Origin of the sequence: Phyllobacterium sp. CCNWLW109 (assembly GCF_037203905.1) — a bacterium.
GTDB lineage: Bacteria > Pseudomonadota > Alphaproteobacteria > Rhizobiales > Rhizobiaceae > Phyllobacterium > Phyllobacterium ifriqiyense.
The window spans coordinates 542,834-556,522 of record NZ_JBBCBK010000001.1; the positions used below are offsets into that span (position 1 = coordinate 542,834).

Here is a 13,689-nt window from a genome sequence, read left to right on the forward strand (position 1 = left end):
AATGCCTGGAAATCGCCTATTATCGGCATTTTCAAAGGAAGGTTTGCTGATGAGTGACGCTTTGGACAAACGCTAAATTCAATTTATTGGGTGCGATCACACCAGTAACAGTGCATGCCTTCCGCCGAAGGCCGAGCATCCATGTTGGCACATTGCATAATGTGGAGTTGCCCGTCGCTAATTGCCGATAATCGCCCAGTCCTCGGACCAGTCGAACCTAAACGCATCCCCAGGCAAGTCGTCACTTTCGAAGCGCCGCGGTCCTATTGGCTATCGGAGTCAATGGGGCTTAGCGACCGAGACAAGATATTTTATTCCGGATGACATACCTATCGCTTTGCTTGTCGGGACGCGGCCCATACTTCACTTCAACGTGAGGCTTTTCGCCGTTGCACGAGTTCGATCAGTGCACGCAATGCTGGCGACGCCTGGCGCCTGCTTGGATAGTAGAGGTAAAAACCGGGAAAACGCGGTGCCCAACCCTCGAACATTCACCTCGGGCGGCACCTCATTGGATCGGAAGTTTTCTGCCTTGCGCCATACCTTCAAAAGTCGCTCCAGATTGGACCGGCTGCCAGTGTAGCCATGGTTCTTGACGTCGTGGAACAGATGGCGTCCAATGCGGTTTCCATCTTTCCAGCATTCAGCTAGGAATACTTCAAATACAATGGCGATGTCGGGTTCAATGCGGCCCGGTTCCTGTCCTTGGGTGCGTTTGAAGTCAGCCAATTTGTTGCGCTCCGGCGCTCATAGCCAGTGCGCCTCGCGATCTCGCTGTAGGTGAGGCCCTGCTGGCGTAAATCGTGGAACATTTCGAATATCTCCTGGCGCGACTGTCTGTGGGCCAGGCGGGCACGGCGGTGTTGAACAGTGGTGCTGGTAATGGCGTCTTCCGACAATATTGGTCTGACGTTGGCATGACCGCAAAGGCTCATCTGCTCTTTGATCGCCGTCCTGAGATTTTGAACCAGATGAAAGCGATCAGCTACCTGTCTGGCCTGCGGCGCACCCTCTCTGGCAGCCTGTGCGTAGAGACCACAGCGATCTCGGCTGACGACCTCAATAGAAGGGCGTTCTTTTAACCACGCTTTCGCACTCTCAACCTTGCGATCGTCCAGGACATCGACAACTGCTCGACGCTCAAGATCGACCATGATTGTGCCGTATCGTGTGGAGCGCCGCCAGCTCCAATCATCGATGCCAACGACCCTTAAGTTGGCATCCTGGTTTGAGGTGGAAGCCCTTCGTTTAATCTGGCGAAGGATCGTGTCATCGCTAATGGGCATTCCAAGCCGGCCCATCAGATATTCAGCGGGGCGGCCGCCCATGCTGTGGCCGATCATGTCTACAACCGCCGCCATCCGTGCGGTTCGCCGCGAACGAGGTGAAGCAATCTCGGGAAGCCGATCGGTGAACGTTCGACGCTGACATCCCAAGTCTCTACATTGCCACCGATTCAGTGCGAGCTGAACTTTCACAACTTGGCCCTGATCCGGCAAGTCTTGAAGAGTGCGCTTGCACCAACCGTGCCGATAACGGCTTCGCGTTCTGCAATCTGGGCAAATTCCGATTGGTTTCGCAACCGCGGAAACAACCCAACTTGCTTCGCTTTCGAGAGAGATGCCCAGAACGTTGACGCTTGGGCCGGGTGACCATTTTGATTTCGTGCGCATCACCGTGGATAGCAACTGCGACGTTAAGGATCTATTAACCACACAAAGTGAGGAAGAACCGAATTAAATGCAAAGCGACACCGGCCGCTACGCCGGCGCGGTGCACCGTCAGAACCTTGACCTCGTCGCGCAGTTTCGCCACCAGAGCGGTGTTGTCGTCCTTCGTCACCTTACAGGTAAGGCTTTGTGGACGGAAGGACGTCTTGCGTTCCCGTGATGATGCCGCCCTCTATTCCCACGACCATTGCATAACCTGTGTTCAGCATCGCCACGTCGGGACGGTGGGTTCTTGCCAGCTTGGGCGCGTCCCTCAAACGACGTGCAATTGGATTCATCCGGTAGGCCGCACAAAATATCGTGCCGCCTTGAAGAGTGTCATCAGGCTCGGACGCATCGATATGATGGGAAAATTATTCAATCTTCAATGGGGAGTCCTCATATCAAACGGCACCCTGAATATGAAAAATGGTCTGTTGCTGCGTGGCATATTAGTAACATAAGTTGATAATTTATAGCCGGGGTCATCACGCCAAATCGAACCGTCATAGCCGTCTTTTTTCTAATTCCATGATATTGCAACGGAAAACCTGATTTTTTCAGGAAGGTATTTCTTGTTTGCCGAAACTCCGGAAAACATTGAGTATTTTGAAGGATTGCGTGTGACCGTTGCCGCAGCTAAGCAAAATGGCTCAGCGTTATACCTTTCCGGATTGCGACATTTTCCATGGATACCCGAACAGCGGACGTGGCTAGATTATATGAAACCGAGCACACGCGTCTTCGATTGATCGTGCGTCGGCTAATCGGCAATCCGACGATTGCGGAAGATGTCGTTCAACAGGCTTTCGCCAATATTCTGGCAAGAACGGACGGGACGGGGGCTAATTTTGGCTATGTCAGGCAGACGGTGCGCAATCTGGCACTCAATCATCTGCGTGATACGAGGCACCGTGGTGAAACGGAACTGACCGGGCTTGAAGTAGACACGATTGCCGATGGGCGGCCTTCACCAGAGATGGCGGCATTGTATCGGTCGGAACTGCAAAGGCTTTTGCGGGCAGTGGCTGAATTGCCACCGCGTCGGCGCGAGGCATTCATGCTCAACAAATTCGAAGATTTATCCTATGACGAGATCGCCGGGCGGATGGGTGTCTCGCGTAATACCGTGATCTCGCACATCGTGGCGGCAATGCTCGCGCTGGACAGGAAGCTAACTCAATAGTAACGGGGAACCATGGTCGACGGCGATACCGATCCAATTTTTACGCAAGCACTGGAATGGTTCGTTCTTTTAAACGATGAAAAGGCCACCGCTGGTGATCGTATCGCGTTTGAGCACTGGCTTGCGGCGAGTGAGCTGCACGAAGCGGCGTATCAACGTGCCGAGCATTTATGGAGCCGCTTTGACGTCGTGCAGCCAAGCTATGATCAGTTCCGGGGCGCCAGGCGTACCAGCCGGCGCAATGTCGTCCTTGGTGGTCTGGCGGCGGCCGTCACCGTGCCGTCGCTTTACATGCTTGGCCGACCGGGAATGTCTGCCGATTACAGGACGGATATTGCCGAGCGGCGTAGTTTCACTCTTCCGGATGGCAGCATGGTGGAACTCGGCAGCCATACAGCCATGTCGTTGGATTTCCGTCCGGAAATGCGCGGTGTGCGGCTCCATCGCGGTCAGGCGTTTTTTAGCGTGGCATCTGACGCCACGCGTCCGTTCGTCGTAACGGCAGCGCAAGGTGATATCCGGGCGCTGGGAACGAAATTCGATATGAAGATCGAATCCGACACCGTGCTCGTTTCCGTTCTCGAACATGCCGTGGAACTGCGCGTTGACGATGGCAACTCCAGCCCCATCATCATTGAGAAGGACTGGCAGGCCAGCTACGGGCCGGGCGGTGTAGAGCCTCTTAAAAAAGTTGATCCTGGTCCTGTCGAAGCTTGGCGGCAGGATCGCATCATCTTTAGGGATGTTCCCTTGCGCCGGGTATTGACCGACCTTGAGCGTTACCGGCGCGGACGGATATTGCTACTGGACGCCGCCGCGGGCGATATACCGGTGACGGCGGTCTTCGACAGCAGGCGGGCAGGCGATGCGCTGCAGATTATCGCTGATATCCTTCCGGTCCGCGTCGTTAATCCGGGTGGCTATATCGCTTTGGTTTATTCGCGTTGAGCTATTTCAGAATTTTCTTAAAACATGCTGCGCCCGATCATTAGCTCGCGCCGCTCAGGTGTCTAGTATTACAGGGACGTATCAAACGGATCCCGGATTTGTAACGCGTCCTTTCGCTTGAAGGGCGCTCTAGGGGGCGGTGTCTATCATGCGGGTCGGACAGTTATTCACGGTAACGCGAAAGGTTTTTATACTTTCCAGAACGCGGCATGTGCTCCTGGCCGGTTTGGCCGCTGTGGTTCTGACAACGGCGTTGTCTCCAGCCGCCAATGCGCAATCCACGCTCCCAGACAATGATGGTCGCATCGCGTTCGATATCGGCCCGCAGTCTTTGTCGGATGCGCTCCTGCAATTTTCGCGGAAGACAGGCGTGCAGCTGCTTTTCAATGCCGATCTTGTGCGTGGCAGGGGGTCGCACGGCGTGCGTGGTAGCCTTACTCGCAACGAAGCTTTGGCCCGGCTTTTTGCAGGCTCCGGGCTGAATTACCGGTTGAGCGGCAATACGGTCACCCTGGGTGACACAAGTTCCAACATCACCACCAGCGCCACCGAACCTGATAACTCGATCGTGCTAAATCCGATCATAATCAGCGGGCAGCAGGATAGCTCGGGCTATACTGCAACCAACAGCTCGACCGGCAGCAAGACCGACGCGCCGCTCATCGAAATACCACAGGCGATTTCCGTCGTCACCAAGGACCAGATCCGCGATCAGGGCGCGCAGAACGTCGCTGAAGCCCTGCGCTATACCGCAGGTGTCACGACGGGCATTTTCGGGGCAGACCCGCGCTATGATCAGTTGACGGTGCGCGGTTTCAATTCACATTTTTATGGCGACTACAAGAATGGTCTTCGCCAGCCGACCAACGTCTACGCCCTGTTCAAGTCGGAATCCTATGGGCTGGAGCGGATAGACGTCCTGAAAGGGCCGTCCTCCGTGCTCTATGGACAGGGAACACCGGGCGGTGTCGTCGATCGTGTCACCAAAAAGCCGACCGAGGAACTGATCCGCGAAGTGCAGGGGCAAGTCGGAAACGACCGCCGCTTTCAGGGGGCCTTCGATTTCAGCGGCCCGCTCGATGCGAACAAGGAGTTCCTCTACCGGTTGACCGGTGTGGTGCGCGATGCTGACAATTATCAGCACAACGACATGCCGGATGACCGTCGTTTTATCGCGCCGTCGCTGACCTGGCAGCCGAACGAAGATACCAAGTTGACAATCCTCGGCGATTTTCTTGAAGAGGAGGTCGGCTGGAATTTCTTCTACACAAAGCCCGACGGAACTCCAACGCATATCTTTACGGGTGAACCCTCCTACGACCGCTACAATCAGAAGCAATATTCCATCGGCTACGAGCTTGAACATCGCTTCAACGAGGTCTGGCAGGCCAAGCAGAAACTGCGCTGGGCGAGCCTCGATCTGGATGCGGAATATGTCTACCAGTATGGACCGGTGACTGACGGGCGCACCTTGAATCGTGTGTGGGAGGGCCGCGACGACAGGCTAGACTCCTTCACCGTCGATAATCAGGCAATTGCTGAATTCGACGCAGGCGAGACGGAACACAAGGTTCTATTCGGCCTCGACTATCAGCATATAGAAGCCAAAACCCATGTCACCAACGGCTTCGCGCCGTCGCTGGATCTGGAGAACCCTACCTATGGCCAGCCAGTCGACATGGGGATGTTCCTGGAATCGGCGAATACCGTCCAGAAGGTCGATCAGACCGGCATTTATATTCAGGATCAGATCAAATATAATGATCGCTGGCTGCTGACGCTGGGCGGGCGTTACGACTGGGCAAATATGGAAACCCGTAATCTGCTCGCGGGTACGACGACCGATACGGACGATTCCGCCTTTACCGGTCGCATCGGGCTGACCTATCTTTCTGATATCGGCCTTGCGCCTTATGTCAGCTATTCGACGTCATTCCTGCCGACATCAGGCACGACCTCCGCCGCCAGAGGCAGTGAGCCGTTCAAGCCGACCGAAGGCGAGCAATACGAAGTGGGTGTCAAATATGAGCCAACGGCAAACAGCCTTGTGACACTGTCGATATTCGACCTGACGCAGACCAACATGCTGACGACGGACCCGGACAATCCCCAAAGCAACATCCAGACAGGTGAAGTCCGTTCGCGCGGCCTTGAGCTTGAAGGTACGGCCGATTTGACGGACAATCTGAAGCTCACCGCTTCCTATACCTATCAGGATATGGAAGTGACCAAGAGCAATAGCGGCAATGTTGGCAAGCGGCCCATCAGTCTGCCCGAGCATCAGGCATCGATCTGGGGCGACTATACGATCAGGGAAGGGGTGCTTGACGGTCTCGGATTTGGCGCGGGGGTCCGGTTCACTGGCTCGACTTTTGCAGATGATCTGAACATCAAGAAAAATGACTCGTCCACTTTCATCGATGCCTCGATTCACTTTGAGCGGGATGGAACACGGATGGCGATCAATGCAACCAATCTGTTCGATAAGGAAGTGGCGACGTGTTCGTTCGGCAGCTGCTATTGGCAACAAGGCCGCACCATCATGGGCACGCTGACCAAGCGCTGGTAAAGTCCAGTGCGTCGATATACGTCCGGAGCTAAAAAGATTAGCCGCCGTGCCGCGCTGACGGGGCTGATCGCTGCTCCGTACCTTTTGGCGGGCCAGCGCGGAGCCATCGCGGCAAATTCAGGCTCTGCACCAAGGGTCGCAGCGCTGGACTGGGGCCTTGCGGAATCGCTTGTTGCGCTGGGCGTGACGCCTGTTGCCTTGCCGGAAGTGTATAATTATCGTCGGCTCGTCGATGCGAACCTGCCGCAGGCGGTGCTTGATATCGGGCTTCGTATCGAACCCAATTTCGAAGCGATCCAGAGATCTGCCCCGGACCTTATCGTGGTCAATCCCGGCTATGTCGCCTTTGCTGAAAAACTTGGGCGCGTCGCTCCGGTGAAAAGCTATGCCGTCTTCGACGTACACGGCACACCCTTCTCCAACGCCGGCCGGGTGCTGACCGAGCTTGGGCTGGCGACGGGCCGGGAAGCGGAGGCAAAGGCTTATCTCCGACAGGTGGAGATAACGCTGAAGGGCCTCGCTGCCGTTTCCGGTAATCTGCAGGGCAGGCCAATCTATCTCGTCACGATCATCGACGAACGGCATATCATGGTCCACGGTTCGAACAGTCTTTTCCAGCATCCACTGCAAGCGGCAGGCTTGCGAAACGCCTGGAATTGGCCCGGCAACCTTTGGGGGTATTCCAATGTTGGGTTCGATGGCGTGACTGGTGAAGCAGAAGCACTGGTCATCAATCTCGGGCCCATTCCGCCGCGGGTACAGCAGGGTCTCACCGACAGCCAATTGTGGAACAGCCTTCCGTTTGTCAGGACCGGGCGGTTCCGTGAGATTCCGGCGCTGTGGACATTTGGCGGGTTGCCGTCTGCGCTGCGCTTTACAACGGAGTTGACCGAAATCATCCGGACTATCGAACTATGAAGGCTAAGCGCGGTAATTTCGCGGGGCCGGCCATCTTCCTCCTCCTATTGGGCGGGTTTGCGGTGGGGCTCACCAGCATAACTCTTCCGGCACTGTCGCGCTGGCCGGCGCTGATTGCAGCTGAAGGCACCACCGAGCACGTTCTGTTCGTCTACAGCGACCTGCCCCGTCTCGCAGTCAGCCTGCTTGCCGGTGCTTGTCTTGCCTTGGCGGGTGCGATTTTCCAACTCGTGCTGCGCAACCCTCTGGCGTCTCCTACGACGCTGGGAACAGCTGCAGGCGCGCAACTTTCCCTGACCATCTCTATCGCAGTTGCGCCAGCCGCGCTGTCATATAGCCGTGAGCTGATCGCATTTGCCGGGGCTGCTGCGGCGACCATGCTCGTCTTTGCCATAGCCATGCGCCGCCATTTCTCGCCCGTTGTGCTCGTTCTGGCCGGTCTTCTGATGAGCCTCTATTGCGGCGCGGCCCAATATGGCATTAGCCTGTTTTATCAGGAGCAACTGGCGAGTGTTTTCATCTGGAGCGCGGGTTCACTGCTCCAGAACAATTGGTCGGGAGTTATCATCTTGGCGCCTGCGTTGTGCCTCACCGGCGTCTGTATGGTCTTCCTGATCCGATCATTGGCGCTGATCTCCCTTGGCGACGACCAAGCGCAAAGCCTGGGCCTGCTGACCGTGCAAATAAGGTTGATAGCCTTGCTTGCAGCGGTCATTTTGAGCGCACTTGTCGTCAGCAGCGTCGGTGAAATCGGCTTTGTCGGGCTGGTCGCACCATGGCTAGCGCGTCTCTGCGGCGCACGAACGGCCTCCACGCAAGTGATCTGGTCGCCGCCGATCGGCGCCGTGTTGTTGTGGATCGCAGATGAGCTCGCCCAGATCGCCGGTGGCGGTTTCTATGAGGTGCCGACCGGGATTGTTACCGCAGCGATCGGAGCGCCAGTACTGCTCCTCCTCTTGCGGCGGCTGCGCACCCAATCCGTGCAGGCTAAGGGAACAATCGATACGGACGGGCCGGACCGGTCCTGGCTGTGGATTGCCGGTTCGATGGCGGTGGTCTTGTCCGCTACCGCTTTCAGCTTGTCCGCAAGCCGGACGGGCGAGGAGCTGCAACTCGCCTTCGATCCCGTCTTTGGCGCATTTTTCGAATGGCGCGGACCACGCATATTGGCCGCCATTCTTGCGGGCTCCATGCTGGCGCAGGGAGGTGTAATCCTGCAGCGCATTCTGAACAATCCGATGGCAGGCCCGGAAGTATTGGGCGTCTCGTCCGGCGCCATGCTTGGATTGATGCTGACCATGATGTTTTTGCCCATCACCGGCCACCAATGGCAGCTCGCCGGGGCAGCAGGCGGCGCGTTTTCGACATTGGCATCCATGCTCTGGCTCGGCAGGCGCACCAGTTTTTCTCCCGAACGCCTACTGCTCACAGGTGTTGCCGTCACGACCTTTTGCGGAGCGCTGTTCACAGCGCTTCTGGCGGCTGGTGATCCGCGCCTGTTAGGCATGATGGGATTGCTGGCGGGGTCAACCTATGGAGTTGGCTGGGATCAAGTCTCGATAGCAGCGATTGTTGCGCTGCCCTGTGTGCTGGGCGTTTTTATGTCCAGGCGCTTGCTGGACATTCTTCTGCTTGGCCCCATGACAGCGTCAGCACTGGGCGTAGGCGTAGCAAAAGGGCGGTTGGTGCTGCTGTTGCTCTCGTCTATTATGGTGGCGGGAGCGACCTTGCTCGTGGGGCCGATCAGCTTCATCGGGCTGATGGCTCCGCATATAGCGCGGCTGCTCGGATTCCGGACGACATCCATGCATCTTGTGGCATCGTCACTCACAGGAATGCTAATCATGATACTGGCTGACTGGATCGGGCGAAATGCCATGTTTCCCTATCAGATGCCTGTCGGGTTGGTTTCGACCTTTGTCGGCGGCCCCATCATGATTTGGCTTCTTTGGAAAAACCGCTGACGGCTGGGGGAATAGTTTTCATCTCCAGACGTTCCAGTTCAGGCTACGCCAGCAATAGATCGTAAAAGGTGTTTCTGGTTGCCCGCCCGGCTCTCGTGGTTTGCGCGGGACGTAGAGATTCCGATCGACGGAGATTAATGAGCCGCCCGAACAAAATCAGGATCAAACATCAAAGTGCTTTTCTTCCCTGTCGGGGCGAACAGGGTCGCTCTATAGGGCCCGCAATCGATCTTCTGGAAGCAGAGGCCAGCGATGAGCTTGATCGTGCAAAGACAGCCTGCACTCGAGCCGAAGTCCGGTGGGGGCGTCTCGAGGTGCTCCTCCTCGACGTTGCTGGCGAACTGAGGCGACTTGATCAAATCGAGACGGAGACTGCCTCACTCCGCAGCCTTGCGGCGCTTTTCAATGCAGAGAATCCTTTGCGGCTCGATCTCGAGACGTATGCGATCGGGGCAACGGGCGATCTCGTCGCGGACTCGAAATTCGCGTCGTCGATGTTCATATCGGGAAAACACGACCTGTCTGTCGAAGCGGAAGGGGACATCATTGCATTCACCGATCAAGGTATCCGCCTGTTCGAATCTCTACAGGCCAAGCGGATAGGCGAGATAAAACACGCTTTTAATTGGAATTGTAGACATTTGGGCTACAATTAAAAATCCTCGAAAATCGCGTATTATCGGCATTTTCAAAGGAAGGTTTCCTGACAGGTTTTGTAACTGTACAAATGCCGAATCCTCAGTAAGGATAGTCAAGTTCTACCTGTTGGGAGGTGGGTTCGATCCCGTTTGGGCCTATCACCTGGTTTACCGTTTTAATAATGGAGACCGGCGGGGCGTAAGGGTGCAGAATGAATGGCTACTATGAATGTGTCGCTACCGGACCCAACGAAAGATTGGGTCGAAGCCCGGGCAAAGACCGGGCACGCTAACCGCGACAACCGCCTGTTCTGAATTATTAGACGATTGATTTGCCACGTCCGTACTTTCCGCAGGAACAGGTGCCGAACCAGCGGTGATTATAAAGACTATCGGAAGTTCAATTTTCTATAGATCGGTGAATGCAAAGACCGAAAGCTCCCTCTTCAGACTGGAACCACTTGGTTCTGACGTGCGTCAGCTATAACGGTCGGAATAAGGGGGGCACTCCAGGAGCACCTCCCTCGTTCATTCAGCAACGATAAAGACTAGGAATTAAACCGTCATTTTTGAATACATGTTGAGACGGTGTCTTTTGTACACTCGTCGAGGCCCGTGAAGACCGGATCTTCAACGGGTTTTCCTTCTATAAGATCAATCATTACGGATGGTGCTTTGTAGCCCATCTCGAATGGACGCTGACCAACCAAAGCGGTTACCAAGCCCTCACCCGCAATAGCAACCTCATCTCCGATAGTATCTGCAGCCGATATGACGAAGTCGTTACTCGCAATCCTGTCTTTCAATGGCCGAACCAGGTCCCGGTAAGGTTGCGGCGCGCCGAACAACGGCCAGCCACCTTCAATCGCAAAAGCATCCAGATCCGGATTTGCGGCAAGGATGTCCGTCATTGCCTGAACACCTTTAGCTCCATCATCGTTGGTAAATACCGGGCAGCCAGCGACTTCAGTCCAGCCGCCTTGCCCCTTCAACTCTTTCGCGCCTTTTTCCCCGGTTAGAGCATCGCGGGTACCCTGGGCACGGCGCAAAATGTTGTCAGCGCCAGGATTACCCTCGATCAGGCATATTTTTCCCCCGTTTGGCTTCGCCTTCTTTATGTACTCACCGATCTTAAATCCCATAAGGTAGTTGTCTGTACCAAGATATGTCTTTCTCAAAGCGGAGTCTTCAGCAGCAAGATCTGCATCCAGGGTCATTATGGGTATTGTGGGGCTTGCCGTTTTCAGAGTCTGTGCGATCAGCTTGGCATTTGAAGGCGAAATTGCCATCGCCACGGTGTCAGATTTGCCAAGCATATCCTGTACAATCTGGGCTTCCCCCGCCTCATCAGAGGTAGACGCTGGCCCCGTGTAAAAACACTCGTATTCTGAATTGGCATTTTCACTATTCCATTTCTGGCAGCCCTGATTGATTGCCTCGAAAAATGGGTTGTCCAAACCTTTTACGACGATCACCAGTTGTTTTTTTGCCAAAGCGGGCACGACGTTAAGGGCCAGTGCAGCCGCAGCAATAAGTAATAGCGATTTTTTCATTAGTTCCTCCCTTTAGTACGTTGAATGATCCACGATACTCTGTGTCGGAGTGGGCGAGCGGGGCATGTGTTCGCACGATATTTTCTGGTCTCGATCAAACCAGATACGTCTGTGTCAGAAGATAAAGCAGAGTGTTTTTTATATGCGAGAAATTGCCTGCGCTTGTCCAAGGCCGGCGCGAACTCCCACTCGGCCTGCCAAATTCTCCTCCCTCAGCCAGCTAATAACGATCTGAGTGGGCCGTCAATCTTTATTTATCGTATAAAATGACTTTTGAGCCATTCGTAGATTGACGCTTATCTCGTGGTTTGCATAGATGTCGTTGTTGGCTGTTCTCGGGAGGAGACCAGCCGGAACACCTGCGACTTGCGAAAACGATCCGTTTAATCGGGCCAGCGGTCGATAGGAAAGGGGAGGTGGAGCAGTGGCAGTTCTCGAACTTGCAAACGTCTCACGACATTTCGGCGCTATTCAAGCCGTCAACGATGTATCTCTTACCATTGAACCGGGTGAGGTCGTCGGTCTCATGGGCGACAATGGGGCGGGCAAATCGACTTTGGTGAAAATGATTGCGGGCAATTTTCGACCGAGCGAAGGAGTGATGCGAATGGATGGGCAGGAGCTCATTCTGAACCGCCCGGTAGATGCGCGTCGGCATGGTATTGAAATTGTCCATCAGGACCTGGCGCTTTGTGACAACCTTACAGCTGCTGCCAATGTATTCCTTGGTCGCGAGTTGCGCCGGGGCGTATGGCCTTTGCGTATACTGGACTATGCCGCGATGTACCGGCGTGCCGGACAAATATTTGCTGAACTGAAGTCGGAAACGCGGCCGCGGGATCTGGTCAAACAGATGTCCGGAGGACAAAGGCAGGCGGTAGCAATTGCTCGAACACGACTATCCGATGCCAGGCTCGTTCTCATGGATGAGCCAACGGCCGCGATTTCAGTTCGACAGGTCGCTGAAGTACTCAACTTGATCAGGCATTTACGAGATCAGGGCATAGCCGTGGTTCTCATCAGCCATCGCATGCCCGATGTATTCACCGTTGCCGACCGCGTAATCGTTATGCGGCGTGGTCGAAAAGTTGCGGACAAAGCAATAAAGGCGAGTTCGCCTGAAGAAGTAACGGGGCTCATCACCGGGGCAATTGAACAAGCTGCGTAAAGCGATGTTCATGTAGCTGAAGGAACGGACGTCATCATGGCTACCACGCTTGACCAAACGATTGAACAAAAACAGGAAAGTTGGCTTTCCGCGAAACTGGGCAGCCAGACCTTCTGGGTTCTCGCAGCAGTAGTGTTAGCCTGCATTTTTCTTTCATTTGCTACAGATTCCTTTGCAACATCAAAGAACCTCTACAATATCACGCGAAACGTGACGTTTGTGGCAATCATCGCACTCGGGATGACGCTCGTTATTATCACAGGCGGCATTGATCTATCTGTTGGATCTGTCCTTTGCCTTTGCAGCATGGTGCTGGGCGTGGTTATGCATGCTGGCTATAGCATTGAAGTGGGCATCATTGCGTCAATTGCAACCGCGCTCGTCATTGGTGCTTTCCATGGTGTTCTGATTGCGTACCTAGGGATGCCGCCGTTTGTTGTTACGCTCGGCATGTTATCGATCGCCCGCAGTCTGGCGATGGTTGCTTCAGGCAATACGGTGGTATTTGAATTCGGACCGGATCAGGCAAAACTCCTTTCCCTTGGCGGTGGGGCATGGTTTTTCGGCATTGCAAATCCGGTCTTGTACATGATTGTACTGGCATTGCTGACTGGTTTTATTTTGCGATGGACCCGGTTCGGCCGGCATATCTATGCCATTGGTGGAAATGAGCATGCCGCTACATTGACTGGCGTTCCCGTCCGCCCGATCAAGGTTGCGGTTTACATGATATCATCACTGTCAGCCGGCATTGCAGGTATTATTCAAACTGGATGGCTCGGCGCGATAACGACAAACATTGGTTCAGGCCTGGAGTTGCAGGTTATTGCAGCGGCAGTGATCGGTGGTGCAGCCCTGGCCGGAGGCGTTGGCACTGCCTTCGGCGCATTGGTGGGGGCAGCTTTGATTGAAATCATTCGCAACAGTCTCGGCTTGCTCGGTATCAACGCTTTTTGGCAGGGTTGTTTTATAGGGGGGGCAATCTTGGTGGCAGTGCTGTTCGACCGGCTGCGTAAGTTCCGGCAAAATCAATAAG

The 13,689-nt window shown here is 55.0% G+C and carries 10 protein-coding genes and 2 pseudogenes; 9 read left to right on the top strand and 3 right to left on the bottom strand.

What is annotated here, in order from left to right; genetic code table 11:
- Positions 1 to 498: 498 nt before the first annotated feature.
- Positions 499 to 1,673: pseudogene (locus V9K92_RS02695) on the bottom strand (ISL3 family transposase); the annotation flags it as partial.
- A 170-nt stretch (positions 1,674 to 1,843) separates the two neighbouring features.
- Entirely contained in the window at positions 1,844 to 2,008 is a 165-nt protein-coding gene (locus V9K92_RS02700) for a hypothetical protein (protein ID WP_337353196.1), read from the bottom strand.
- A gap of 389 nt (positions 2,009 to 2,397) precedes the next feature.
- Here V9K92_RS02700 and V9K92_RS02705 point away from each other — a divergent pair, with 389 nt between their 5' ends.
- From V9K92_RS02705 to V9K92_RS02735, 7 genes and pseudogenes are all read left to right on the top strand, one after another.
- The gene (locus V9K92_RS02705; protein WP_337353197.1) at positions 2,398 to 2,895 is read left to right on the top strand and encodes an RNA polymerase sigma factor; all 498 of its coding nucleotides are present in this window, start codon (positions 2,398 to 2,400) and stop codon (positions 2,893 to 2,895) included.
- Between the two features lie 12 nt (positions 2,896 to 2,907).
- Positions 2,908 to 3,843, top strand: coding sequence for a FecR family protein (locus tag V9K92_RS02710; RefSeq protein ID WP_337353198.1), 936 nt, complete (start codon positions 2,908 to 2,910; stop codon positions 3,841 to 3,843).
- 370 nt (positions 3,844 to 4,213) lie between these two features.
- On the top strand, positions 4,214 to 6,412 hold the full coding sequence (locus V9K92_RS02715; RefSeq protein ID WP_337353199.1) for a TonB-dependent siderophore receptor: 2,199 nt from the start codon (positions 4,214 to 4,216) through the stop codon (positions 6,410 to 6,412).
- A 6-nt stretch (positions 6,413 to 6,418) separates the two neighbouring features.
- A complete protein-coding gene (locus tag V9K92_RS02720) occupies positions 6,419 to 7,330 on the top strand; it encodes an ABC transporter substrate-binding protein (protein ID WP_337353200.1) in 912 nt (303 codons plus the stop codon).
- Complete coding sequence (gene fhuB, locus V9K92_RS02725; protein WP_337353201.1) at positions 7,327 to 9,294, top strand: Fe(3+)-hydroxamate ABC transporter permease FhuB; 1,968 nt, start codon at positions 7,327 to 7,329, stop codon at positions 9,292 to 9,294. Before V9K92_RS02720 ends, fhuB begins: the two co-directional genes overlap by 4 nt.
- A 137-nt stretch (positions 9,295 to 9,431) precedes the next feature.
- Positions 9,432 to 9,950, top strand: a complete 519-nt coding sequence (locus V9K92_RS02730; RefSeq protein WP_337353202.1) for a hypothetical protein — start codon at positions 9,432 to 9,434, stop codon at positions 9,948 to 9,950.
- 198 nt (positions 9,951 to 10,148) lie between these two features.
- Positions 10,149 to 10,217: pseudogene (locus tag V9K92_RS02735) on the top strand (type II toxin-antitoxin system ParD family antitoxin); the annotation flags it as partial.
- A 278-nt stretch (positions 10,218 to 10,495) separates the two neighbouring features.
- Here the strand turns inward: V9K92_RS02735 and V9K92_RS02740 are convergent.
- Positions 10,496 to 11,485, bottom strand: coding sequence for a substrate-binding domain-containing protein (locus V9K92_RS02740; protein WP_307276163.1), 990 nt, complete (start codon positions 11,483 to 11,485; stop codon positions 10,496 to 10,498).
- A 424-nt stretch (positions 11,486 to 11,909) separates the two neighbouring features.
- On the opposite strand from V9K92_RS02740, the gene V9K92_RS02745 reads away from it, so the two are divergent.
- The gene (locus V9K92_RS02745) at positions 11,910 to 12,653 is read left to right on the top strand and encodes an ATP-binding cassette domain-containing protein (protein WP_337353203.1); all 744 of its coding nucleotides are present in this window, start codon (positions 11,910 to 11,912) and stop codon (positions 12,651 to 12,653) included.
- Positions 12,654 to 12,689: 36 nt separating this feature from the next.
- Entirely contained in the window at positions 12,690 to 13,688 is a 999-nt protein-coding gene (locus V9K92_RS02750) for an ABC transporter permease (RefSeq protein ID WP_307276169.1), read from the top strand.
- Position 13,689: the final 1 nt, after the last annotated feature.